At 68.6% G+C, this 23,999-nt stretch carries 23 protein-coding genes; 7 read left to right on the plus strand and 16 right to left on the minus strand.

Annotated features, from left to right (window positions below; genetic code table 11):
- Nucleotides 1-77: 77 nt before the first annotated feature.
- Nucleotides 78-1,109 (minus strand): A/G-specific adenine glycosylase, encoded by a 1,032-nt coding sequence (gene mutY, locus U742_RS0104570; protein ID WP_029350496.1) that lies wholly within the window; start codon nt 1,107-1,109, stop codon nt 78-80.
- A gap of 171 nt (nt 1,110-1,280) precedes the next feature.
- Between mutY and U742_RS0104575 the strand changes: the two genes are divergently transcribed.
- The 3 genes from U742_RS0104575 to dxs all read left to right on the plus strand — a co-directional run bounded on the left by U742_RS0104575 (nt 1,281) and on the right by dxs (nt 4,874).
- Nucleotides 1,281-1,835, plus strand: a complete 555-nt coding sequence (locus U742_RS0104575; RefSeq protein WP_051660862.1) for a DUF721 domain-containing protein — start codon at nt 1,281-1,283, stop codon at nt 1,833-1,835.
- 148 nt (nt 1,836-1,983) lie between these two features.
- Nucleotides 1,984-2,667 carry a DsbA family protein gene (locus tag U742_RS0104580; protein ID WP_029350500.1) on the plus strand — a complete coding sequence of 228 codons (684 nt, stop codon included), beginning with the start codon at nt 1,984-1,986 and terminating at the stop codon, nt 2,665-2,667.
- Between the two features lie 251 nt (nt 2,668-2,918).
- Nucleotides 2,919-4,874, plus strand: coding sequence for a 1-deoxy-D-xylulose-5-phosphate synthase (dxs, locus tag U742_RS0104585; RefSeq protein WP_051660863.1), 1,956 nt, complete (start codon nt 2,919-2,921; stop codon nt 4,872-4,874).
- A gap of 31 nt (nt 4,875-4,905) precedes the next feature.
- Here the strand turns inward: dxs and U742_RS0104590 are convergent, their stop codons facing one another.
- Entirely contained in the window at nt 4,906-5,487 is a 582-nt protein-coding gene (locus U742_RS0104590; protein ID WP_029350503.1) for a hypothetical protein, read from the minus strand.
- Between the two features lie 447 nt (nt 5,488-5,934).
- On the opposite strand from U742_RS0104590, the gene U742_RS0104595 reads away from it, so the two are divergent.
- On the plus strand, nt 5,935-6,666 hold the full coding sequence (locus U742_RS0104595; RefSeq protein ID WP_081852864.1) for a TlyA family RNA methyltransferase: 732 nt from the start codon (nt 5,935-5,937) through the stop codon (nt 6,664-6,666).
- A gap of 64 nt (nt 6,667-6,730) precedes the next feature.
- Here U742_RS0104595 and U742_RS0104600 read toward each other — a convergent pair whose 3' ends face one another.
- A complete protein-coding gene (locus tag U742_RS0104600) occupies nt 6,731-7,267 on the minus strand; it encodes a DUF1097 domain-containing protein (protein ID WP_029350506.1) in 537 nt (178 codons plus the stop codon).
- Nucleotides 7,268-7,465: 198 nt separating this feature from the next.
- Between U742_RS0104600 and U742_RS0104605 the strand changes: the two genes are divergently transcribed.
- The gene (locus U742_RS0104605) at nt 7,466-8,728 is read left to right on the plus strand and encodes a class I SAM-dependent RNA methyltransferase (RefSeq protein ID WP_029350508.1); all 1,263 of its coding nucleotides are present in this window, start codon (nt 7,466-7,468) and stop codon (nt 8,726-8,728) included.
- A gap of 57 nt (nt 8,729-8,785) precedes the next feature.
- Nucleotides 8,786-9,418, plus strand: a complete 633-nt coding sequence (locus tag U742_RS0104610) for a pyridoxamine 5'-phosphate oxidase family protein (protein ID WP_029350510.1) — start codon at nt 8,786-8,788, stop codon at nt 9,416-9,418.
- A 21-nt stretch (nt 9,419-9,439) separates the two neighbouring features.
- Here the strand turns inward: U742_RS0104610 and U742_RS0104615 are convergent, their stop codons facing one another.
- From U742_RS0104615 to aroC, 3 genes are all read right to left on the minus strand, one after another.
- Nucleotides 9,440-10,192 (minus strand): DUF1194 domain-containing protein, encoded by a 753-nt coding sequence (locus U742_RS0104615; protein ID WP_156034127.1) that lies wholly within the window; start codon nt 10,190-10,192, stop codon nt 9,440-9,442.
- Between the two features lie 281 nt (nt 10,193-10,473).
- Nucleotides 10,474-11,784: a 3,4-dihydroxy-2-butanone-4-phosphate synthase gene (ribB, locus tag U742_RS0104620; protein ID WP_029350514.1), complete on the minus strand. Its 1,311-nt coding sequence runs from the start codon at nt 11,782-11,784 to the stop codon at nt 10,474-10,476.
- A 95-nt stretch (nt 11,785-11,879) separates the two neighbouring features.
- Nucleotides 11,880-12,992 (minus strand): chorismate synthase, encoded by a 1,113-nt coding sequence (gene aroC, locus U742_RS0104625; protein ID WP_029350515.1) that lies wholly within the window; start codon nt 12,990-12,992, stop codon nt 11,880-11,882.
- 203 nt (nt 12,993-13,195) lie between these two features.
- On the opposite strand from aroC, the gene U742_RS0104630 reads away from it, so the two are divergent.
- On the plus strand, nt 13,196-14,509 hold the full coding sequence (locus tag U742_RS0104630) for a hemolysin family protein (RefSeq protein ID WP_029350517.1): 1,314 nt from the start codon (nt 13,196-13,198) through the stop codon (nt 14,507-14,509).
- Here the strand turns inward: U742_RS0104630 and U742_RS0104635 are convergent.
- From U742_RS0104635 to U742_RS22815, 10 genes are all read right to left on the minus strand, one after another.
- Nucleotides 14,502-15,479, minus strand: a complete 978-nt coding sequence (locus U742_RS0104635) for a type II secretion system F family protein (RefSeq protein ID WP_029350519.1) — start codon at nt 15,477-15,479, stop codon at nt 14,502-14,504. The genes U742_RS0104630 and U742_RS0104635 overlap by 8 nt on opposite strands.
- 10 nt (nt 15,480-15,489) lie before the next feature.
- Entirely contained in the window at nt 15,490-16,470 is a 981-nt protein-coding gene (locus U742_RS0104640; protein WP_029350522.1) for a type II secretion system F family protein, read from the minus strand.
- A 7-nt stretch (nt 16,471-16,477) separates the two neighbouring features.
- Nucleotides 16,478-17,950, minus strand: a complete 1,473-nt coding sequence (locus U742_RS0104645) for a CpaF family protein (RefSeq protein WP_029350523.1) — start codon at nt 17,948-17,950, stop codon at nt 16,478-16,480.
- A gap of 33 nt (nt 17,951-17,983) precedes the next feature.
- Nucleotides 17,984-19,237, minus strand: a complete 1,254-nt coding sequence (locus U742_RS0104650) for an AAA family ATPase (protein ID WP_029350526.1) — start codon at nt 19,235-19,237, stop codon at nt 17,984-17,986.
- A 56-nt stretch (nt 19,238-19,293) separates the two neighbouring features.
- On the minus strand, nt 19,294-20,022 hold the full coding sequence (locus tag U742_RS0104655; RefSeq protein WP_248310259.1) for a CpaD family pilus assembly protein: 729 nt from the start codon (nt 20,020-20,022) through the stop codon (nt 19,294-19,296).
- A gap of 14 nt (nt 20,023-20,036) precedes the next feature.
- Nucleotides 20,037-21,530 (minus strand): type II and III secretion system protein family protein, encoded by a 1,494-nt coding sequence (locus tag U742_RS0104660; RefSeq protein WP_029350529.1) that lies wholly within the window; start codon nt 21,528-21,530, stop codon nt 20,037-20,039.
- 14 nt (nt 21,531-21,544) lie between these two features.
- The gene (gene cpaB / locus U742_RS0104665) at nt 21,545-22,330 is read right to left on the minus strand and encodes a Flp pilus assembly protein CpaB (RefSeq protein ID WP_029350531.1); all 786 of its coding nucleotides are present in this window, start codon (nt 22,328-22,330) and stop codon (nt 21,545-21,547) included.
- Between the two features lie 135 nt (nt 22,331-22,465).
- Entirely contained in the window at nt 22,466-22,591 is a 126-nt protein-coding gene (locus U742_RS23690) for a hypothetical protein (RefSeq protein WP_282568314.1), read from the minus strand.
- Nucleotides 22,592-22,834: 243 nt separating this feature from the next.
- Entirely contained in the window at nt 22,835-23,341 is a 507-nt protein-coding gene (locus U742_RS0104675) for an A24 family peptidase (RefSeq protein WP_029350533.1), read from the minus strand.
- Between the two features lie 123 nt (nt 23,342-23,464).
- Nucleotides 23,465-23,638, minus strand: a complete 174-nt coding sequence (locus U742_RS22815; RefSeq protein ID WP_081852825.1) for a Flp family type IVb pilin — start codon at nt 23,636-23,638, stop codon at nt 23,465-23,467.
- Nucleotides 23,639-23,999: the final 361 nt, after the last annotated feature.

Genomic DNA, 23,999 nt, shown 5'->3' on the forward strand with positions numbered 1-23,999 from the left:
CTCCGTGAAGCCGCACAACCCGTGCGGGACGGCCGGATAACGCGCCGATGGACGGCCGGTTCATGCCGGCAGCAGATTTAGTCGATATGGGCCAGCACCTTGCGCATCACGCTCGGGAACGCCTCGGCGTCGAAGCCGGCGGGGGGCACCCAGCGATGTCCGTCCGGCGCCGGCGTCCCGCGCGGCAGGCGCGCGCGCCACACCGCGAGTTCCAGTGCGAAATGGCTGAAGACGTGGTCGACCGTGGCGTTCAGCGCCCGCCAGTCCGCCTTCAGCGGGGCATGGGCCGCTGGATCGCGCGGAGCCGCCGTCTCCCACGGCGTCGAGGGCACCTCGCTCATGCCGGCAAGCAGTCCTTTCATGGGGCGCGAGCGCACCAGCACGGCGCCGTCCGCCCGCACCGCGAGGAAGGCGACGCCGCGCCGCGTCGGCCGCCCGGCCTTCGCCGTCTTGCGCGGATAGAGCTCCTGCGCTCCCGCGGCGCGCGCCGCGCAGGGCTCCTGCCACGGACAGAGCGCGCAGGCGGGCTTGCGCGGCGTGCAGATGGTGGCGCCGAGATCCATCATTGCCTGCGCGAAATCGCCGAAGCGCGCCTCCGGCAGCAGCGTCGCGGCGAGGGCGCGAAGTTGCGGTTTCGACTTGGGCAGCGGCTCCTCGACCGCGAACAGTCGGGCCACGACACGCTCCCAATTGCCGTCGACCGGGGCAGCGCGCTGGTCGAAGGCGATCGAGGCGATGGCGGCGGCGGTGTAGGGGCCGATGCCGGGCAGCGCCAGCAGCGCCGCTTCGTCCTGCGGGAAGTGGCCGCCATGGCGCTCGGCGACGGCGCGTGCGCAGGCGTGCAGGTTGCGGGCGCGGGCGTAATAGCCGAGCCCCGCCCAGGCCGAGAGCACCTCCTCCAGAGGGGCCGACGCCAGTGCCTCCACGTTCGGCCAGCGGGCGAGGAAGGCGGCGTAATAGGGTGCGACGGCGACGACTGTCGTCTGCTGCAGCATGATCTCTGAGAGAAACACCGCATAGGGATCGGCCCGCTTGCCCGGCGGGGCGCGCCACGGCAGGCGGCGCCGGTGGCGGTCGTACCAGGCGAGCAGCGCTGCCGGGTCGGGCACCGGCTTCCGCGCCTGCGGGGGCGCTGCTAGGCTGGCGGATGTGGTCGCGCGGAGGGTCGAGGCGTGTCGTGCCATGGCGCCGAAAGTGGCGGCATGCGACGTCGCCGGCAAGCCGCCCGCGCCATCCGTCCACGCCCTTGTCCGTCATCCGCAAGAGACGCGCCCGAAATCATGGCCGACAGCGAGCCCTCCGCGAATATCCGCCGCCCGCGTGCCGCGCCGCGCCCGCTGGCCGATCTGGTCGGTACCACCATCGCCGAGAGCTGCGCGCAACGCGGCCTCGCCGCCGTCGACATCGTCACCCATTGGGCGGAGATCGTCGGCGAGGTGCTGGCCGCCCGCGCGGCGCCGATCCGGCTCGCCTGGCCCTCGCGGCAGGACATGGAGGGCACCGGGGTTCTCCATGTGCGCGTGGAGGGAGGCTATGCCATCGAGCTGCAGCATGACGCGCCGGTGGTGATCGAGCGTATCAACCGCTTCTTCGGCTGGCGCTGCGTCGGGCGCATCGCTCTGCGGCAGGGGCCGGTGGCGGCGCTGCGCCCCGCGCGCCGACGACGTCCCGAGCCGGATGCGGCCGCTTGCGCCAGCGTCGCGTCGCGGCTCGGCAGCTTCGAGGACGAGGAACTCGCCCGCGCGCTCGCCCGGCTCGGCGCGCTGGTGCGGCGGGAGGCCGATGCGCGCAGAAGCGGGGCGGCGCAGCCGGCCGGGACGTTTCGGCGGAAATAACCGCGGCATTCCATCACGCAGCGGTGACCGCGTGCCGCGCCGCCGTACCGTTGCCATGATCGCGCGCTGCTTGTAGGCGCTACGTCATTCCCGGGGCGCTGGATGCGCTCTTTTCCTCAGAGCCGATCCGCGTCATTTGGAGACCACCATGATCGACCGCCGTCGCTTCCTCGAAGGGGTCGGCGCCGCCGCCCTCACCGCGGCCGCGCTCTTCGCCTTCGCGAGCCCCGACAGCTTCGGGCCGGGTCGCTTTGCCTTCATCGGTTCGGCGGAAGCGCAGACGGTGAGCGCCGACAAGCTGATGGCCCCGGGTGCGCTGCCCGACATGGTGCTCGGCAAGGCCGACGCGCCGGTGACGATCGTCGAATACGCCTCGATGACCTGCGGGCACTGCGCGCATTTCCACAAGGAGACCTTCCCGGTCCTCAAGGAGAAATACATCGACACCGGCAAGGTGAAGCTGATCCTGCGCGAGTTCCCGCTCGATATCGTCGCCAAGGCGGCCTTCATGGTGGCGCGCTGCGCCGGCCCGGACAAATATTACCCGATGGTCTCGACCCTGTTCGAGACTCAGCAGAACTGGGCCTTCGGCAACAACCCGGCGCAGGCCCTGCTCGCCGTCGCCAAGCAGGGCGGCATGACCGAGGAGCAGTTCAACGCCTGCCTCTCCGACACCAAGCTGTCCGGGCAGCTCGACGAGGTGGCCAAGAAGGGCGCCGAGTTCGGCGTGAACTCGACCCCGACCTTCTTCGTCAACGGCAAGCAGGTGAAGGGCGCCATGAGCCCCGAGGACCTCGCCAAGGAAGTCGACCCGCTGCTCGGTTCGAACTGAGAGGGCTGGTCCGGCATCGCACCAGACGCGGGGGAGACCAGCGTGGCGGCCGGGGCAGCGCGTCCGGCGCCAAGCCGCTGATCCGTAACGCCTTCCGCGTGTGGAGCGCGATACCGTTGCGTGCGTTTGCGTTGCGCGGGGGCGTCGCAGCGTGTATGCCAGAAAGCTTCCCGTGCGGGGCCTGCGCACGGGAGTATTGCCTTTGGCGGCGGCCGCGTCCGCCGGGGCCATGTGCCGTACCGGAGTCCTGCTTGACCCGACCGTCCACCCCGCTTCTCGACACGGTCCACGAGCCTGCCGATCTGAGACGCCTGCCCGAGGACCGGCTGGGGCAGCTCGCGGACGAGCTGCGCGCCGAGACCATCGACGCGGTGTCGGTCACTGGCGGCCATCTTGGCGCCGGGCTCGGCGTGGTCGAGCTCACCGTGGCGCTGCACTACGTCTTCGATACGCCGAACGATCGGCTGATCTGGGACGTCGGCCACCAGTGCTACCCGCACAAGATCATCACCGGCCGCCGCGACCGTATCCGCACCCTGCGGCAGGGCGGCGGGCTCGCCGGCTTCACCAACCGCGCCGAGAGCGAATACGACCCCTTCGGCGCCGGCCATTCTTCGACCTCGATCTCCGCCGGGCTCGGCATGGCGGTGGCGCGCGATCTGGAAGCGGAGAAGAAGCCGGACGCAGGCATGCGCAACGTCGTCTGCGTGATCGGCGACGGCGCCATGTCGGCCGGCATGGCCTATGAGGCGATGAACAATGCCGGGGCGATGGATTCCCGCCTCATCGTCATTCTCAACGACAACGACATGTCGATCGCCCCGCCGGTCGGCGCCATGTCGGCCTATCTGGCGCGGCTGATCTCCGGGCGCACCTACCGGTCGCTGCGTGAGACCGCCAAGCAGCTCGCCCAGGGCCTGCCGAAGTTCTTCGGGCAGAAGGCGGCGCGGGCGGAGGAGTTCGCGCGCGGCTTCTGGACTGGCGGCACGCTGTTCGAGGAGCTCGGCTTCTACTATGTCGGCCCGATCGACGGTCACAACCTCGACCACCTGCTGCCCGTGCTGCGCAATGTGCGCGACGCGCAGACCGGCCCGGTGCTGGTCCACGTCGTGACCCGCAAGGGCAAGGGCTATCCGCCGGCCGAGGCGTCCGCCGACAAGTATCACGGCGTGCAGCGCTTCGACGTCGCCACCGGGACGCAGAGCAAGGCGGCCTCAAACGCGCCGAGCTATACCCGCGTCTTCGCCGAGGCGCTGATCGACGAGGCAGGCCGCGACGACCGCATCGTCGCCATCAACGCCGCCATGCCGGCCGGAACCGGGCTCGACCTGTTCGGGCAGGCGTTCCCCGAGCGCACCTTCGACGTCGGCATCGCCGAGCAGCACGCTGTGACCTTTGCCGCCGGCCTCGCCGCCGAGGGCTATAAGCCGTTCTGCGCGATCTACTCGACCTTCCTACAGCGCGCCTACGACCAGGTGGTGCACGACGTCGCCATCCAGCGCCTGCCGGTGCGCTTCGCCATCGATCGTGCGGGCCTCGTCGGCGCTGACGGGGCGACCCATGCGGGAGCCTACGACATCCCGATGCTCGGCTGCCTGCCGGGCATGGTGATCATGGCGCCGTCCGACGAGGCGGAGCTGGTCCACATGATCGCCACCGCTGTCGCCCATGACGAGGGGCCGATCGCCTTCCGCTATCCGCGCGGCGAGGGCGTCGGCGTCGAGCGTCCGGCGCGGGGCATGCCGCTCGACATCGGCCGTGGGCGGGTGGTGCGCGAGGGCACCACGGTAGCGCTGCTGTCTCTCGGTACGCGGCTCGCTGCCTGCCTCGATGCCGCCGAGCAACTCGCCGGCTTCGGCCTGTCGACCACGGTGGCCGATGCGCGCTTCGCCAAGCCGCTCGACCGCGATCTCCTGCTGCGCCTTGCGCGCGAGCACGAGGTGCTGGTTATCGTGGAGGAGGGGGCTGCCGGCGGTTTCGGCGCGGCCGTGCTGCACCTTCTCGCCGAGGCCGGCGCGCTGGAGCGGGGCCTGAAGGTGCGCGCGCTCACCTTGCCCGACCGCTTCATCGAGCAGAATTCGCCGGCCGCTCAGCTCGCCGAGGCGGGGCTCGACGCCGGCGGCATCGTGCGGAGCGTGCTGGCCTCGCTCGGGCGCGGCGAGGAGCCGGGCTTCGGCGCGGACGGCAAGACCCGGCTGCGCGGCTAACCCGCCTGCGCGGCTGAAGGCCTTCGCGCCTTCAGTTGGCGCTGGCTTCCGACGGCTTGTCGGAAATGATCCGCGCCCTCAGGCAGCCCTTCTCGAAATCCGGCACCCGCGCCTGCGCACCGGCGAGCGGCAGCAGCGTGTTGGTGCCGGGCACGGCGATGCGAAGCTGGTCGGCGGCCTTGAACAAGGCGACCATCTTCGGGTCGAGCCGCACCTGCGCCTCCACCGCCTGCTTGCCCTCGCTCACCGAGGGGAACACGCTGGCGGCGAACTCCACCGCCACCTTGCCGTTGCTCAGCACGAGGCGCACCGGATCGCCGGTCTGCGCCTTGGCCGGGGAGATCTCGGCGACCACCTGGAACAGCCCCGCGCCCGGCCGGCAGGTCGCCACCAGCACCGGCGCCGGGTCGCCCGGAACCCGGTATTGCAGCATGAAGGCCTCGGCGTCGCGGCTGTAGCTCCACACGCCGGCGCTCTTGGCCGGCGCGCCCTTGGCTGGAGCGCCTTTGCCCTGTTTGCCGGCGTCCTTTCCGGCCTTCTTGCCGGGCGGCTTCTTCGCGGTTCCGGCATCGGAGGCCGCATGCGCCAGAGGGCTGGCGAGCAGACCCAGCATGGGAGTGCCTCCGACAGGGGCCGCCGCGAGGCCGGAAGCAATGATGAGGCTACGCACGGCGACAGAGAGGCGACGCATTGGCTTTCCTGCAGGCTCCGGCGGCAGTTTATCCGGCGATCCCGTGAAGACGCCGATCGTATGGAAATCGATCCCGCACGAATGTTAGATCACGAACGGCGTCCGCAGCCGATCAACTTTCGTCAGACGTGTCTGGTTCTGTCGCGTGATGGCGTATTCCTGCTATGGCGTGCTTCCGTCCGGCCCTGACGGGCATCAGGGACGCTGCCGGATGGGCGGAAACGCTGGCGCGAACCTGATCGGGACGGGTTCTGCAATCATGGGTGGGCGGCGATTGTGACGGAAGCGGGACGGTGGCGCCGCAATCTCGAAAAAGCCGGCGATTCCGCTGCATCCGGTGCGGCGGCGAAGACGCAGCGCGCCGACCGGCTGCTCGTCGAGCGCGGCCTGTTCGAGAGCCGCGCCCGCGCGCAGGCCGCGATCGCCGCCGGACTGGTCACAGCCGACAGACGGACCGTCGCCAGGCCGTCCGACCTGCTCGCGACCGATGCCCGCATTGAGGCCAGCGAGCCCTTCCCATGGGTCTCGCGCGGCGGCGTCAAGCTCGCCGCGGCGCTCGATGCGGCGCATGTCGATGTTAAAGGCCGCGTGACGCTCGATGTCGGCGCCTCGACCGGCGGCTTCACCGACGTGCTGTTGGCGCGAGGTGCGAAGCGGGTCTATGCGGTCGATGTCGGCCGCGACCAGCTCCACCCGAGGCTTCGCGCCCGTCCCGAGGTGATCTCGCTGGAGGGCAGCGACATCCGCGCCCTGCCGGAGGGCGCGATACCGGAGCCGGTCGGCATCGTCACCATCGACGTCAGCTTCATCGGGCTCGCCCTCGTCCTGCCGGCGGCGCTTGCCTATGCCGCGCCGGACGCGGTGCTAGTCGCGCTGGTGAAGCCGCAATTCGAGGTCGGCCGCGACAGGCTCTCCAAGGGCGGCATCGTGCGCGATCCGCTCGCGCGGGCAGGGGCGGTAGAGGCGATCCGGCAGGAGCTCTCTCGGCTCGGCTGGCAGGCGCTCGAAGTGCTCGCCTCGCCGATCGCCGGCGGGGACGGAAACGAGGAAAGCCTCGTTATAGCGGCGCCGGCCGGGCGCGATGTCCCGTCCGGCGCCTGACGCAGCCTTAACCCCTATTGGCTGCGATGTCGGCGCCCGCGAGGGGCGGCTCGCGGGTGCCGGATCAGGCGTGGCGCGCCGCCGTGCCGCTGCCGACCAGGGCGCCGGCCAGCTTTTCGGAGACGTAGCCGAACACGGCGCCGACGATCATCGAGAGGATGACCGTCACCACCGGATTGGCGAGCGAGCCGGAGGTGAGGTTGGCGAGCCCGTCGGTGGTGAGAAGCGACAGCGCGGCGGTGGCCGCGAAGCCATAGACGAGTGCCGGCACCGCGGAGAGCGCGGGCAGGTTGGCGAGCAGGATCATCACCATGACGCCGATGCCGACGCAGATGCCCGCCCAGAGCGGCAGGCCCAGCGTGTCCGCCATGCCGCCGCGGCTGACCGCGATCAGCGAGAGACTCGCCATCACCGCGCCCGCGGCATTGGCGAGAATGGTCGCCTTCAGGCCGTGCTCCTTGCCGCCGCAATGGAAGAAGCACGCCCAGGCGATGAAGGCGGCCCAGATCTGCAGGCCGCCCGCGAGAGGTCCGAGGAACAGCCAGGTGGCTACGCCTCCTAGAACGCCGATACTGATGGCCAAGGCCGAAATAAGCGACATCCCTTCCCCCTTTGCATGTGCACGTTATTATTATGTGCATCTGCTAAGTAAACATCGCTGTCCTTATGGATGCAGCGAATCGACGAACGAATACTACATGACGTTGAGGAATTTTGCATATTGACGGGAGCGGAACGGATAACTTGCCGCACGTCGCCGCAAGGTGAATACGTAAGCCGCATGATGCATCTCTCCGGAATGTCTTCCGCCGCACCCGAAATTGTTGCCATCGACCGGATCGGCCATCGTGGCGACGGCATCGCCGAGACCGCCGACGGGCCGGTCTATGTGCCCCTCGCCCTGCCGGGCGAGACGGTCGAGATCGAGCGCGACCGGGATCGCGGCCGGCTGCTCCGGGTGGTGGCGCCGAGCCAGGACCGTATCGAGCCGTTCTGCCGCCATGTCGGCCATTGCGGCGGCTGCGCCTTCCAGCACTGGCGCGAGGAGCCCTATCGCGCCTTCAAGCGCGGCCTCCTCGTCGAGGCGCTGGAGCGCGTCGGCATCGCGGCCGAGGTCGAGCCGCTGCGCGACGCCCATGGCGAGGGCCGGCGCCGCGCCACCTTCCACGCGCGCACCGGCGGCGGCAGCCCGAGCGCCGGGCGCGATATCCTCAGCGTCGGCTTCGCCGGGCTGCGCAGCCACGCCGTGGTGCCGATCGACGCCTGTCCCATCCTGGCACCCGGGCTCGCCGGCGCGCTCAAGGCCTGCTGGGCGGTGGCCGAGGTGCTGGCGCCGCTGAAGAAGCCGCTGGACCTGCAGGTCACGGCGACCGAGACCGGCCTCGACATGGATGTGCGCGGCTCGGGGCCGTTGAGGCCGGATTGCGTCGCCGCGCTGGCGGAGATCGCCGGCCGGCACAGGCTGGCGCGGCTGACCCGTCATGGCGAGCTCGTCCTGCAGCGCGAGCCGCCGGTGGTGACGATGGGCCGCGCGAAGGTCGCGCTCCCGGCCGGTTCGTTCCTTCAGGCGACCGCCGCGGGCGAGGCGGCGCTCGCCGCCGAGGTGGTCGCGGCAGTCGGCAAGGCCGGCCGCGTCGCCGATCTTTTCAGCGGCGTCGGCACCTTTGCGCTGCGCCTCGCCGAGACCGCGCGGATCCTGGCGGTGGAATCGAGCGCATCGGCGGTCGAGGCGCTGGCTCGTGCCGCCCGCAACACGTCGGGCCTGAAGCCGATCGTAGCCGAGACGCGCGACCTGTTCCGCCGGCCGCTGCTGCCGATCGAACTCAAGACGTTCGACGCCGTGGTGTTCGATCCGCCCCGACAGGGCGCCGAGGCGCAGGCGCGGGAGCTGGCGGCGAGCCGCGTGCCGCTCGTCGTCGGCGTGTCCTGCGACCTTGCGAGCTTCTCCCGCGACGCGCGCATCCTCGTCGAAGGCGGCTACCGGCTGGAGCGGGTCGTGCCGGTCGACCAGTTCCGCTACACGCCGCATATTGAGCTGGTCGGCGTGTTTCGGAGGGAGTGACCCGATACGGATCGTCGCCGCCAGACCATCGCCACCCCGCGCGAAGGAGCGCGTGCCATGTCATACGGATTTCTCGATGTCGCGATCACCCCGAGCGTGCGCGCCGCGCAGGAGGCGATGGGGGCCGATCATCTCTGGCAGGACTACCGGGACCATCGCGAGTTCGACGCCTTCACCGCCGGCGAGGCGGCGTTCATCGCCGAGCGCAACAGTTTCTATATGGCGAGCGTGTCAGAGACCGACTGGCCCTATGTGCAGCATCGCGGCGGCCCGCGCGGCTTCCTGAAGGTGGTGGACGAGAAGACGCTCGCCTTTGCCGACTATCGCGGCAACCGCCAGTACATCAGCACCGGCAACCTCGCCGCCAACGACCGCGCCTGTCTTTTCCTGATGGATTATCGTCGGCGTGCGCGGCTGAAGATTTACGCGCATGTCGAGACGTTGGCGCTCGACACCGACCCTGCGCTGGCCGCCTTCGTCTCGGTGCCAGGCTACAGGGCGTTGCCCGAGCGCATCTTCCGGTTGCGGTTGCAGGCCTTCGACTGGAACTGCTCGCAGCACATCACGCCGCGCTTCACCGAACCCGAAGTGGCGGAGGCGGTGCGGCCGCTGCGCGAACGGCTGATGGCGCTGGAGGCCGAGAACGCCGAGCTGCGCGCGAAGCTGGCTGCCGGCGAGGCGGCCGGCTGACGCCGCTCGGGGTCGTCGCGCTCAGTTCCCCCAGCGCTCCATCCACATGCGTTCGCCGACCGTGCAGGAGATCCGCTTCTCGCCCGCGGCGAAGCGCACCAGCATTTCGGGCGGCGGCTTCACGCCGGCGACCTCCAGCACCAGCTTGGTGCGGATGGCGTCGGCGAATTCGTGCTTGGAGCGGATCGGGATGACGAAGGCGCCGGGCCCGCCGATCACGCAATCCTCGTAATAGACGTCGAGCTGCTCGATATCGAGCATCGAGCCGGCCGGCTCCTTCAGGATCAGCGGCAGGCCGTTGATGGTGATGCCGCGCGACACCAGCGAGGCCCGCGTCACCTCGACCAGCGGCCCCTGGTTGTTGGTGCCGTCGCCGGAGATATCGATGACCCGACGCAGGCCGCGATAGCCGTTATTGTCGAACAGTGCGGCGCTGAACTCCATCGCGCCGGATATCGATGTGCGGTAGACGCGTCGCAGCGGCGCCTCGGCGATGGCAGTGGCGAAGGTGCGGGCGCTTGCCGGGCCGTCGACCAGCGTCCAGTCGACCACCAGCTTCTGCTCGTCGACGCCGGCCCATTCGACATAGGCGAGCGCCACCCGGCCGTTCGGCCCGAGCTTCAGCGCGTTGAGGAATTCGGCGGAGGTGACGGCCTGGATGTAGCCCTCGCGCTGCAGGGCGAGCTCGTCGAGGTCCATCGAGTAGGAGACGTCGACCGCGAGCACCAGCTCGACATCGACGGGCTGATCCGCCGCAAGTGCGGGCTCGGTCATGATCTCGCCCGCGAACAGGATGCTTCCGAGAAGAGCGAGCCCCCGGAGAGTGGCCCTCGGCAAGACACTGCGCATGCACGCCATCGCGCCCTCCGTCCGTGACGGGAGTTCGACGTGTCCGGAAGCTGTCCGATATCGGACTGAACGAGACCGGACGTGCCACCAGGCGCGTCATGTCAGAATGGTGACACGCGCCGCGAGTCGCCAGAAGCCGAAATTGCGGGCGGTCCGGGCCGGGCGATGCCATTCGCGTGAGCATCGCTACCGGAATACGGCGCAGCTCAGCCGTCGAGCGGCTCGGTCTCGGTGATCTCGATACCGAAGCCGGCGAGGCCGACATAGGTGCGCGTGCGCGAAGCCAGCAGCCGGATCGAGGAGATTCCGAGGTCTTTCAGGATCTGCGCGCCGAGCCCAACTTCGCGCCACTGCTCGTCGCGCATCCGCTCCGAATCGCCCTTGCCCTCGTGCCCGACCGAGGTGACGGGGACGCCGGCGGTGCCGTCGCGCAGATAGACGAGGACGCCGCGTCCCTCCGCCTTGATGCGCTCGAGCGAGGCGCGGATCGCCTTGCCGCCGGTGAACACGTCGCCGATCGGGTCGGCGCGGTGCAGGCGCACCAGCACGTTGCGGCCGTCGCCGATGCGACCGTGCACTAGCGCGAGGTGGTTCACCGGCTCGAAGGGCGTGACATAGGAGATGCCCTGCATTTCGCCGACGATGGTTGGGGCGGTGAACTCGGCGGAGCGGCTGACCAGCTTCTCGCGCGCCTGCCGATAGGCGATGAGATCGGCGACCGAGATGCGGGTGAGACCGTGCGCGGCCGCGAAATCGGCGACCTTCGGCCCGCGCATCACCGTTCCGTCGTCATTGACAAGCTCGCAGATCACCCCGACCGGCTCCACGCCGGCGAGCTTGCACAGGTCGACCGCCGCCTCGGTGTGGCCGGAGCGCATGAGCACGCCGCCCTCGCGGGCGATCAGCGGGAAGATGTGGCCGGGCCGCACGAAGTCCGCCGGCCCGGAATTCGGGTTGGCGAGGCCGCGCACCGTGGCGGTGCGGTCCTCGGCCGAGATACCGGTGGTGGTGCCGTGGCGATAGTCGACCGAGATGGTGAAGGCGGTCGAATGCGGCGCGTCGTTGTCGCTCACCATCGGGCTGAGCCGAAGCTTGCGCGCGTGCTCGGGGGTGATCGGCGTGCAGACGATGCCGGAGGTGTGGCGCACGATGAAGGCCAGCTTCTCCGGCGTCGCGTGCACGGCGGCGACGATAAGGTCGCCCTCGTTCTCGCGGTCGTCGTCATCGGTCACGACCAGCATCTCGCCACGCGCGAATGCCTGGATCGCCGCGTCCACGCGGGACTGCATGCTGTCGATCATGCTGAGCACCTTCTGCAGCTCGGGCGCGAGCCCGAGGAAATCATTGGGCGTGACGGCGCCGTCGGTGACGGAGGCGATGCGTCCTGCCGCCTCGCGCGAGACCCAGGCCGTCTCGTCCTTGCACAGGGCGGTGATGGTGGCGGGCGACAGGCCGGCCGCGCGCGCGAAGGCGCTGCGTGTCATTCCTGTCGTTCCGAGCCAGTCCGCCAGCTTCATGAAGAGTCATATAAACCCGGCGGGTTTCGGCAGCAATGAAGAAGAGACTGCTTTTCAGCAATACTGAAATCGCCGCGATGCGATCGCGCGACCACTCACCGCGGGAAGGGCCAAACCGGCGGCATGCCGACCTGCCCGCGATGGCGGATGAGGTGGTCGGCGAGCACGCAGGCGACCATGGCCTCGCCGACCGGCACGGCGCGGATGCCGACGCAGGGGTCGTGCCGGCCCTTGGTGACGATCTCGGCATCCTCGCCGAAGCGCGTCACGGTGCGGCGCGGATTGAGGATGGAGGAGGTCGGCTTCACCGCAAAGCGCGCCACCACCGGCTGCCCGGTCGAGATGCCGCCGAGGATGCCGCCGGCATGGTTGGCGAGGAAGATCGGCCGCCCGTCATTGCCCATGCGCATCTCGTCGGCATTGTCCTCGCCGGTGAGCTGCGCCGCATGGAAGCCCTCGCCGATCTCGACGCCCTTCACCGCGTTGATGCTCATCAGCGCGCTCGCGAGGTCGGCGTCGAGCTTGCCGTAGATCGGTGCGCCGAGACCCGGCGGCACGCCCTCGGCCACCACCTCGATCACCGCGCCGACCGAGGAGCCGGATTTACGGATGCCGTCGAGATAGTTCGCCATCCTTTCTGCAGCCTGTGCGTCCGGGCAGAAGAAGGGGTTGCGGCCGATCTCCTCCCAGTCCCAGCGCGCGCGGTCGATCTCGATCTCGCCCATCCCGACCAGCGCCCCGCGCACGGTGACGCCGGGCAGCACCTTAAGGGCGAGCGCGCCCGCCGCGACCCGTACCGCCGTCTCGCGCGCCGAGGAGCGCCCGCCGCCGCGATAATCGCGGATGCCGTATTTCACGTCATAGGCATAGTCGGCATGGCCGGGCCGGTAGCTCGCGGCAATTTCCGAGTAGTCCTTGGACCGCTGGTCGACATTCTCGATCAGCAGCGCGATCGGTGTGCCGGTGGTGACGAGGCTGTCGCCGTCCCCCGGCAGGGTGCCGGAGAGTACCTTGACCTCGTCCGGCTCGCGCCGCTGCGTGGTGAAGCGCGACTGGCCGGGCCGGCGCCGGTCGAGCGCGTCCTGAATGTCGGCCAGCGTGAAGACGATGCCGGGCGGGCACCCGTCGATCACCCCGCCGATCGCAGGCCCATGGCTCTCGCCGAAGGTCGTGACCCGGAACATATGGCCGAAGGTATTGAACGACATGGCTAATCCGGGCAGCGCGCGAGGCGGGGCAGGTTGAGTTCAACCGCTTCTAGAAGCCTTGGATGCAGGCGTCAAACGCGGGCAAAGGCGCGCCGCCTGACGCTTTCTTTATCCCCTGCATTCCATGGTATCGCACAGACCGCATCGCCATTCGGCGCCGGCATGCTACACGTGACGGACTTGAGGCTGCTTTGCGACCCTAGATGCCACTGTTTGAAATCGCTGTCGTCATCCTGCTCGTTCTTGTGAACGGCGTTCTTGCCATGGCCGAGCTTTCGGTCGTCTCGTCCCGCCCCGCCCGCCTGCGCTCGCGCGCCGAACACGGGTCGCGGGGCGCCCGCGCCGCCCTTAGCCTCGCGGCCGATCCGGGCCGCTTCCTCTCGACCGTGCAGATCGGCATCACGCTCATCGGCATTCTAGCCGGTGCTTTCTCTGGCGCCACGCTCGGCGAGATGCTTGGCCAATGGCTGCAGACGCAAGGCCTGTCGCCGGGCGTCGCCAGCGGCGTCGGCTATTTCGTCGTCGTCGCCATCATCACCTACATCTCGCTCATCATCGGCGAGCTGATCCCCAAGCGGCTCGCCTTGCAGAGCCCGGAGAAGCTCGCCTCGATGGTCGCCCCCGCCATGGTGGTGCTCTCGCGGGTGGCCGCTCCGGCGGTGTGGTTGCTCGACGCCTCGACGCGCCTCGTGCTGCGCCTGCTCGGCGACCAAAGCGCATCGGAGCAGAACAACGTCACCGACGAGGAGATCCGCGCCATCGTCGCCGAGGCCGAGACGGCCGGCGTCATCGATCCAGACGAGCGTCGGATGATCGCCGGCGTCATGCGCCTCGCCGACCGTCCGGTGCGGGCGGTGATGACGCCGCGCACCGATGTCGACTGGATCGACCTCACCGACGACCCGGACGTGGTGCGCCAGACCATCCGCGAGACCAAGCACACCCGCATGCCGGCCTGCGAGGGCACGCCCGAGGAGGCCACCGGCGTGATCGACATCCGCGACCTGCTGGAGGCCTATCTCGACGGCAAGACGCCGGATCCGCGCCAGTTCGTGAAGCCGGCGGCGGTGCTGGTCGAGACCGCCGGCGCGCTCGACGCCATGAAGGTGCTGCGCCATGCCGAGAGCCCGCTGGCGCTGGTGGTGGATGAATACGGCTCGATGGTGGGCGTGCTCACCCCCGCCGACCTGCTCGACGCCATCGCCGGCACGGTGATGTTGGACGAGGCCGGCCGCGCCGGCCCGCATGTCGTCGAGCGCTCGGACGGTACCTATCTGGTGGCGGGCGCGACGCCGGTCGACGAGCTCGCCGAGCTGCTCGCCTTCCGCGTGCCGGACGATGCCGGCTTCCACACCGCCGCCGGCTTCGCGCTGAACGAGTTCAAGGCGCTGCCGCAGGAAGGCGCGGCCTTTGAGACGCACGGCTGGCGCTTCGAGGTGGTCGACATGGATGGCCGGCGCATCGACAAGCTGCTGGTCACCCGCGCGGTCGGCCCGCGTCGGCGCGCCGTCACCTGATCGCCATCACCTTGATGGCGGCCGGGCCGAGGATGACGACGAACAGCACCGGCAGGAAGAACAGGATCATCGGCACGGTGAGCTGCGGCGGCAGCGCCGCGGCCTTCTTCTCGGCCGCCGTCATGCGCAGATCGCGATTCTCCTGCGCCAGCACGCGCAGCGTCTGGCCGAGCGGCGTGCCGTAGCGCTCCGCCTGGATCAGTGCCGTGCTCACCGCCTTGACGCCGTCGAGGTCGACGCGGGTGGCGAGGTTCTCATAGGCCTGCCGGCGGTCCTGCAGGAAGGACAGCTCGGCGGTGGCCAGCGTCAGCTCCTCGGCGAGGTCGATCGACTGGGCGCCGATCTCCTGGCTGACGCGCTTGAAGGCGGTCTCGATCGACATGCCCGATTCCACGCAGATCAGCATGAGGTCGAGCGCGTCGGGAAAGGCGCGGCGGATCGAGTTCTGACGCTTCTGGATCTTGTTCGAGAGAAACAGGTCCGGCAGCTTCAGGCCGATATAGGTCGCCACCAGCACCATGCCGACGCGCGCGATGGCCGGATAGTGCGGCGGCGCGATCACGAACAGGTAGAGCGCCGAGAGTACGAACAGGGTGATCGGCAGCACCATGCGGAAGAACAGATAGACCACATAGGGGCTCTGGCCGCGATAGCCGGCGCGGATCAGCTTGAGCCGCACCGTGTCCTCGCCGAGCCATTTGCGCAGGTTGAGCTGCTCGACCGCCCGCTGCATATAGGCCTTCGGCGCGCGGCGGAGCTCGATCTTGTCGGAGCCGCGGGCCATGCGCTCGCGCTCGCGCTGGCGGATCCGGTCGCGCTCCAGAGCCACGTGGCGCATCCGCCGGCCCAGCGTGTCGCTGGCCAGATAGGGCATGGCGAGCGTGATGACGGTGGCCACCGTCGCGATCACCGTGAACAGCGTCGCCAGGAACTGCACGTCCTGCACTTTGCGGATGATGAAGTCGAGCATGGCGGCGCCTTCAGAAGTCGAAATTGATCATCTTGCGCATCACCATGATGCCGCAGAACATCCACACGGCGGAGCCGGCGAGCATCACGCGGCCGAGCGGCTCGGTCCACAGCAGGGCGATGTAGCTCGGGGTCGAGAGATAGACGAGCAGCATCACGATGATCGGCAGCGAGCCGATGATCGCGGCCGAGGCCTTCGCCTCCATGCTGACCGCGCGGATCTTCTCGCGCATCTTGCGCCGGTCGCGCAGCACCCGGGAGAGGTTGCCGAGCGCCTCGGCGAGGTTGCCGCCCGCCTTCGACTGGATCGACACCACGATGCCGAAGAAGCTGGTCTCGGCGAGCGGCACGCGCTCGAACAGCTTCACGCAGGCGTCGGCGAGCGGGATGCCGAGCGCCTGCGTCTCCACGATGCGGCGGAACTCGGAACGGACTGGCTCCTGTGACTCGCTGGCGATGATGCGGATGCAGTCGCCAAGCGGCAGGCCGGACTTCACGCCGCGCACCACCACGTCGATGGCGTTCGGGAATTCCTGCAGGAACTGGTATTCGCGCTTCTTCTTCAGATGGCCGAGCATCCAGCGCGGCAGTCCGAAGCCGGCGGAGAAGGCAAGCGGCCCAGCGATGTAGATCGGCCAGCCGAGGACCACGCCGACGAGCAACACGCCGAGCCCGAGCAGAACGCTGACGACGATGAAGCGCGTCTTGCTCCATTCCAGACCAGCCTGGCCGATCCGCACCTGCAGCGGCGGACGGTTGGCGTTGGCGCGTCGCGCCTCGAGTTCCTTGAGCGATTCCTCGACCTGTTGGCGGCGCGTGACCGAGGGGTCGACCGCGCCGCGCTTGGTCCGGCGCACCGCGCCGTCGGCGAAGGCGACCTCCTGCTTGCGCTGCTCGGCGGCGCGCTCGCCGGAGAGCAGGGGGAAGATGAACACATAGGCGACGCCGCCGGCGGCGAGCATCGTCAGCAGGGGAATCCACAGCGCGTCCATCGCGGCCTCATGCTCGTCCGCTGTCGGCAACCTCGGCGGCGTCGAGGGCACGGGCAAGCCGGGCATCCTCGCCGTAATATTTCGCGCGGTCCCAGAAGCGCGGCCGTCCGATGCCGGTCGACTTGTGGCGGCCGACAACGCGTCCGTTCGCGTCCTCGCCGAGGATTTCGTAGACGAACAGGTCCTGGGTGATGATCACGTCGCCTTCCATGCCCAGCACCTCGGTGATGTGGGTGATGCGGCGCGAGCCGTCGCGCAGGCGCGCGGCCTGCACGATGACGTCGATGGAGGACACGATCATCTCGCGCAGCGTGCGCGAGGGCAGCGAGAAGCCGCCCATGGTGATCATCGATTCGAGACGCGAGAGCGCCTCGCGCGGCGAGTTGGCGTGCAGCGTGCCCATCGAGCCGTCATGGCCGGTGTTCATCGCCTGCATCAGGTCGAAAGCCTCGGGTCCGCGCACCTCGCCGACGATGATCCGCTCGGGACGCATGCGCAGGCAGTTGCGCACGAGGTCGCGCATGGTCACCTGGCCCTCGCCCTCGAGGTTCGGCGGGCGGGTTTCCAGGCGCACCACATGCGGCTGCTGAAGTTGCAGCTCCGCCGCGTCCTCGCAGGTGATGATGCGCTCGTCGTCGTCGATGTAGCGGGTGAGGCAGTTCAGCAGCGTCGTCTTGCCGGAGCCGGTGCCTCCCGAGATCAGCGTGTTGACCCGGCAGCGGCCGATGATCTTCAACACCTCGGCGCCTTCCGGCGTGATCGAGCCGAAGCGCTCGAGCTGGTCGAGGGTCAGCTTGTCGCGCTTGAACTTGCGGATGGTGAGCGCGGGGCCGTCGATGGAGAGCGGCGGCGCGATGACGTTGACGCGGGAGCCGTCCGGCAGGCGCGCGTCGCAGATCGGGCTCGATTCGTCGACCCGGCGACCGATCTGGCTGACGATGCGCTGGCAGATGTTGAGCAACTGCTGGTTGTCGCGGAAGCGGATGCCGCTGCGCTCGATCTTGCCCGCCACTTCGATGTAGATCGTCTCGGCGCCGTTCACCATGATGTCGGCGATGTCGTCGCGCGCCAGCAGCGGCTCCAGCGGGCCGTAGCCGAGCACGTCGTTGCAGATGTCCTCGAGCAGTTCCTCCTGCTCGGAGATCGACATCACGATGTTCTTGATCGCGATGATCTCGTTGATGATGTCGCGGATTTCCTCGCGCGCCGAGGCGGCGTCGAGCCGCGCGAGCTGCGACAGGTCGATTGCCTCGATGAGGGCGCCGAAGATCTGGCTCTTGGTCTCGTAGAAGCTGTCGGAGCGCATGCGCGGCGGCGGCGCCACCGGCGCGCTCGGCATGGACGCCGGCATCACCCCCGCGGGCGGCGGGGGCAGGGTGACGACGGGCGGAGAGTCAGGAGCGCGCTCGCGCATCCCGCCCATAGCGAGCGAGCCCGATCCACCGCCTTCCGTTCCGGTCCTGCCGCGCTTGCCGAACATGCGTCCCATCCGTTCCTGTTGCGTGGGCGCCGCTTATTTGCCGCGCAGCCTGGCGATCAGCGGGGCGATCATCGAGTTCGAGGCGCGCCTCGCCTCCGAGCGGCCGGTCGTGGCCTGCCCGATCGCGCGGAAGGCTTCCACCGCCTTGTGGGAGGCCGACACCTCGGCGATCATCTGGCCATTGTTCGACGCCGTGCCGAACAGCGCGGCGTCGAAGGGGATCACCGCCAGGGGCTCGCTGCCCAGCGCCTTGGCGAAATCCGCGCTGCGGATCTCGGGGCGCTTGGGCATGCCGACCTGGTTGAGCACGTAGCGCGGCAGCCGGTCGTTGGGCCGGGCGGCGCGCAGCGTGTCGAACAGGTTCTTGGCATTGCGCAGATTGGCGAGATCGGGCGCCGCCACGATCAGCACGTCATCCGCCGCCATCACCGACTGGCGCGCCCAACTGGTCCACAGATGCGGAACGTCGATGACGATCATCGGCGTCGAGGCGCGCAGCACGTCCATCAGCGGCTCGAAAGCTTCCGGCGTCAGGTCGTAGCTGCGCTCCAGGGTGGCCGGCGCGGCGAGCAGGCTAAGGCGGTCGGCGCATTTCGAGAGCAGGCGGTCGACGAAGGCGACGTCGACGCGCTCCGGCGAGAGCAGGGCGTCGGCCGCGCCCTGCGGCGGGTCCTGGTTGAAGTCGAGGCCGGCGGTGCCGAAGGGCAGGTCGAAATCGGCGATCACCGTCTCGAGATCGAAGTGCCGCGCGATCGCGAAGGCGACGTTGTGCGCCACCGTCGAGGCGCCGACGCCGCCCTTCGCCGCATAGACCGCGAGGGTGCGGCCGAGCGGCGCCGCGTCCGGGGCGCTGAACAGGCCCGACAGCGAGGCGACAACATCGAGCGGCTCGACCGGCTCGATCAGATAGTCGGAGACGCCGCGCCGGATCAGCTCGCGATAGAGCATGATGTCGTTGAGCCGGCCGATCACCACCACCTTGGTGCCGGCGTCGCAGTGCTCGGCGAGCGCTTCGAGACCGGCGAACAGCGCCTCGCGTGTCGGCGGGCTCTCGACGATGATCACGTTCGGCGTCGAGGCGTTGCGATAGGCCTCCTCGGCGGCGGCGAGGCCGCCCATCTGCAGCTTCATGTTGGCGCGCGCGAGCCGCCGGTCGGCGGCCGCCGCCTGCATGGCGCCGGCGAGGCCCGAGCTGTCGCAGAAGGCCTGGATCGACACGCGGGGCAGCGGCGGGACGTGAATCTCGCTGTTGACCTCGGACGCCCGCGCAGTGGCGCGTTCGGCCATTGCCTGTGCCGTGTCGACGCGTGGAGCTGTAAGAGTTGCCATCGCCACCATCCCCGCTACTTGCCGATCGCTTCCTGGATATTGGCCGCTTCTTTTTCGCTGTACTTGGTCGCCGGGTTCTCACCCTGGCGATACTTGTCGAGGACGACCTGCCGGCGGGCCGCCATGGGCGGCGTCTCCGGCCGGGGCTGCACTAGGTCCTCGGGATTGGCGACCAGCGCCGCGAGGTTGCTCTGCGTGGCGCAGCCGAAATTGTAGTAGGGCCTGTTTTCCCAGGTGCTCTTTGCTGCGGTCGGTCCGAGATCGTCTGGCCACAGGCCGCACTGGCCCACCTGCGCCTCGACCTTGCCGAAGGAAAGCACGATCGGCGGCAGCTCCTCAGGGATTCCGGGCGGACGCGCGGCGCGCGTGACGACCGCGCTGGCCGGCACGCCATAGGCGGAGAGGACGCTGCGGATTTCCCTCGCGGTGGTGCGCGCGGCGATTTCGTTCGGCGTGCCCGAGGGCACTTCGACATAGAGCACGCCCGAACTGTCGCGGCGCCACATGCCGGCGAAGGAGGCGACCTGCGCGCGCTGCTCCGGGGAGAGCCCGCCGCGCCCGGCGCCGACATAGAGGTCGATGCTCTGCCGGCCTTCGACGATGCGGATCGGATGGTTGACCTGATAGTCCGACGATATGGAGGAGGTGATGTCGCGGTCGGCGAGCTGCTGCGTGCAGGCACCGGCGGCGAGCGCCATGGCGCCCGTCAGCAGCAGGGTCCGGAAGGCGGGACGTTGTCTCATCATGGTTCCTGCCCTCAATCGATGATGAAGCCGTAGCGGCCTTCGAAGCGCCGCGGGTCGGCTGCGGTGCCGGGCACGCCGTAGATGCGGTTCAGCCGGCTCAGCAGGACGGTGGACGGATCGGACGGGTCGGCGAAGCCGTCGTCGGGCTTCACCAGCTTCTGGCGGGCGACCGCCTTGGCGAGGTAGGGCGTCACCAGGATGACCAGCTCGGTCTCGCCGCGCTGATAGTCCCGGCTCTTGAACAGCGTGCCGAGCACCGGAAGGCTCAGCAGGCCGGGCAGGCCGGCGACGGCCTGGCGGGTCTTCTGCTGGATCATGCCGGCCATCGCCATGGAGCCGCCGGAGGGGAGCTCGATGGTGGAGGTCGCGCGCCGCACCGAGAAGCCGGGCGTCGTATAGGTGTTGGCGCCGGCGGGGATGGTCGCCGAAATGGTGGGATCGATCTCGCTCGCCTCGGTGCTGACCCGCAGGCTGATGCGGCCGGAAGACATCACCACCGGGGTGAATTTCAGTTGCACGCCGAAGGGCTTGTATTCGATGCTCCAGGCGCAGCCGCCATTCGTCGGCGTACAGACCGGCACCGGGAACTCGCCGCCGGCCAGGAAGTCGGCCGCTTCGCCGGAGATGGCGGTGAGCGTCGGTTCGGCGAGCGTGCGGAAGACGCGGGCTTCTTCGAGCGCCTTGACCGTCGCGCCGATGCTGTCGCGCGCATAGACGGTCTTGTCGGTACCGTAGTCCGGCACGATGATGTTCTTGATGCGGTCGCCGGCGATCGCGGCATTGGGATTGCCGTTCACCGAGAAGGGCAGCCCGGTCGCCGCCGAGAACACCATGCCGCCGATATGCAGGTTCTCGGCGTTCCAGTCGACGCCGAGCTGCTTGATCACCGTGCGCTGGACCTCCGCGACCGTGACCTTCAGCAGCACCTGCTCGCGATCCTTGATCGTCAGGCCGTTGACCACCTTGGCCGGGTCGCCGACCAGCTTGGCGGCGGCGTCGACGATGGTCTGCGCCTCGCCGGCATTGGCGACCTGGCCGGAGAGCACCACGCTGTCGTTCACCACATCGACGTTGATCGCCGCGTTCGGCAGCATGCGCGCCAGCGCCGCCTTCATGCCGGTGCCATCGCGACCGACCTCGACGTCATAGGCGACGATCTGCCGGCCCTCCGCGTCGAAGAACACGATGCTGGTCTGCCCCGGCGCGACGCCGATGAGATAGGCCCGTTGCGAGGAGCGCACCACCGCATTGGCGATGCCGGGGTTGCCGACCAGCACATCCTTGGTCTCTCGCGGCAGGTCGATCACGATCGACTTGCCGATGCCGAGCGCCAGCACCTGTGCACGCACCGGTGTGGAGGCGTAGCCGGCGGACAACGTCTTGTCTGCAGCCTGTGCGGGCGCCGGCGTCAGGAGCGCCGCGCCGGCGAGGAGCGCGGCGCCTGCCAGCAGCAGGGCCATCCGCGACTTCGGCGTCGGGGCGGGAAGGGTGGAGCGGGGCTGCATGGATGATCCCTTCCTCAGCGCGACGTTGCCACGCTCGGCACGCCGTAGCGCACGATGCTGATGGAGTTGGCTTCACGCTTGGCGGTGCCGCCGGTGCCGGGGGCTGAATCGGCGATGGAGCGCAGCGAGAGGGACAGCGTCCCGTTCTCGCTGGCTGAGGCGAGGATCTCCGCCTGCCCGGGATCGAGCTCCAGCGTCACCGGCGTCTTGCCGGCGACCGAGCGATCACCGTCCTTTTCCTCGATGGTCTGGCCGACCGTGAGCACCCGGATATTGGTCAGCACGGTCTCGGTGACGAGCTGGTCGGTGCCGCGCTTCTGGGCCTCGGTGTCCTTGTGGGTGAGCAGCACGTCGACCCGGTCGTTCGGCAGGATGAAGCCCGCCGCCCGCTTATCCTCGTTCACCTCGATCGAGACCGCGCGCATGCCGCTGGCGAGGATCGCCGAGAGGAAGCCGGAGCCGTCGGCCTTGATGATCTTCTGCGTGCGGATCGGTTCGCCGGAGAAGAACGGACCGCGCGCGACCGCGCCGGTATATTCGCCGATGGCGTCAGGCGAGTTCGTCTGGCGGATGGTGCCGTCGCCCGCCGAGCTCGTGGGCCAGCTCTGCCAGGTGAGATCGTCGGCGGTGAGCCGGCGGCCGACATCGATGTCGCGCCGGGCGACCAGCACGCCGACGGTGTCGACCGATTTCGTGACCTGCGGAGCGGGCGCGGTCACCGTGCCGCGCCGGGAAAGTACATAGGCCGTGCCGCCCGCCACGACGGCGACCATCAGCACCACGATGCGCGCGATTTTCATGAAACGACGGCTCCAGGACGACGCAAGGCGGGATCAACCGACCCCGAGCGTCATTCGAACAGAGAAACGTCAATTCATGGTTAATGAGCGGTATCTTTTTGCAGGACGGGTCAGGCGGGCGTTAACCCTTGATGCTCACCGCGACAGGCTCTGCGCGGAGATGCTCGGGGCCTGTGTCGCGCCCATGCCGGCCGCGCCGTAGCGGCTGCTCAGCCCGGCGACCACCGTCACGATGGCGATCGCCAGCGCGGCTGCAATCAATCCGTATTCGAGGCCGGTACCTTCGTGCCTGCGGGCGACGGCTCCCCGCCGCCGATGAGAAGGGTGTCCCATCACGCTCTCTCTGCTTGCCATTGTCATTAGGATTATCTGTCCCTAGACAGTTTTTTATTGTGGTTTGACATTAGGCGGCAGTTCTTGACTGCACGTTAAAACCGGCGGGTGGAGCGAAGTGCCTGTCTGTGTAGTTAATGATTTGCAGCTACATCTAGCCGGAGGCTGATCTCAGCCGGCCAGGGCCCGCATGATCGAGCCGTGCGGGTAGATCAGCAGAGCGGCGCCGGCCAGCGCGATTCCATAGGGAATCCCGGTGGTGGGGGCGTGTAGGCGCGCCACCCAGTCCTGTTTCATGAGAACGAGCGGAAGCGCATAGCGCCGCACCGCGAGAAGGGCGAGGGTCAGCACGCCGCCGAGCACGCTCGCGATCAATATGTAGTCGAGCAACTGCTCGAAGCCGAGCCACAGCGCCACCGCCGCGGCGAACTTGGCATCGCCGCCGCCGATCCAGCCCGCCGCGAACATCGCGAAGGTGACGGAGAGCACGGCGAGGCAGGCGATGCTGTGCATGACGATGGCCGAGGCCGGCATGCCGAGCGCCAGCGCCACGACATAGAAGCCGGCGATGAGGATCGCGGCCAGCTTGTTGGAGATCGTCATGGTGAGAAGGTCGCTCGCCGCCGCATAGGCCATGGCGGCCGGGAAGACACCGAGGACGAGGATTTGAGCGATCATGGCGGTCCCCGATACCGGCGGGAGCGATCAGAAAGACAAATTCCGCGCAAACGCGCGTCACCTTGCAAAAGAGGGCTCCGCCAGGCGGAGCCCTCTCTGAACCACGAGCGCTAACCCGTCGGATCAGGACTTCGGCGCGATTTCCTGAGCGATCCTGTCGAAGGTCAGGGTGAGGTTGCTACCAACGAGCTGCACCGCAAGGATGATCACGACGGCGATGCCGGCGGCGATCAGGCCATACTCGATGGCGGTGGCGCCGGACTCGTCCTTCACGAAGCGAGCGAAAACGTTCTTCATAGGTAATCTCCTGGATCCACTGTTTGACTGCACTCGACCGTCGGAGCGTTCTTTGTCGTCGCCCGCTCGGTTGATGTCGCAAATCTACGCAGGAGCTCTTGCTGCAAGGTTAAATCGTGCCGAGACTATTCGTAAATTTGTACTGTCTGAAGCTGATGGTTAAGCAGGCGTCAATACGAATACTTGAAGTTCTGAAAAGCGCAGATGCTTCCGCTGGCTGGACGAAGCCGGCCGTGCCGGGTGACGCGCCCCTTTCCGACGAGGTGCGGCATGCCTGGCGCTCAGCGGCCCGGCATGGTTAACAACGGCCGCCGCGTTAGCGCTATTTTCATCAATTTGGTTGCAAATTGCATGGGGATCG

It is taken from the genome of Allobosea sp. 117 (assembly GCF_000702305.1).
Lineage (GTDB): Bacteria > Pseudomonadota > Alphaproteobacteria > Rhizobiales > Xanthobacteraceae > Ancylobacter.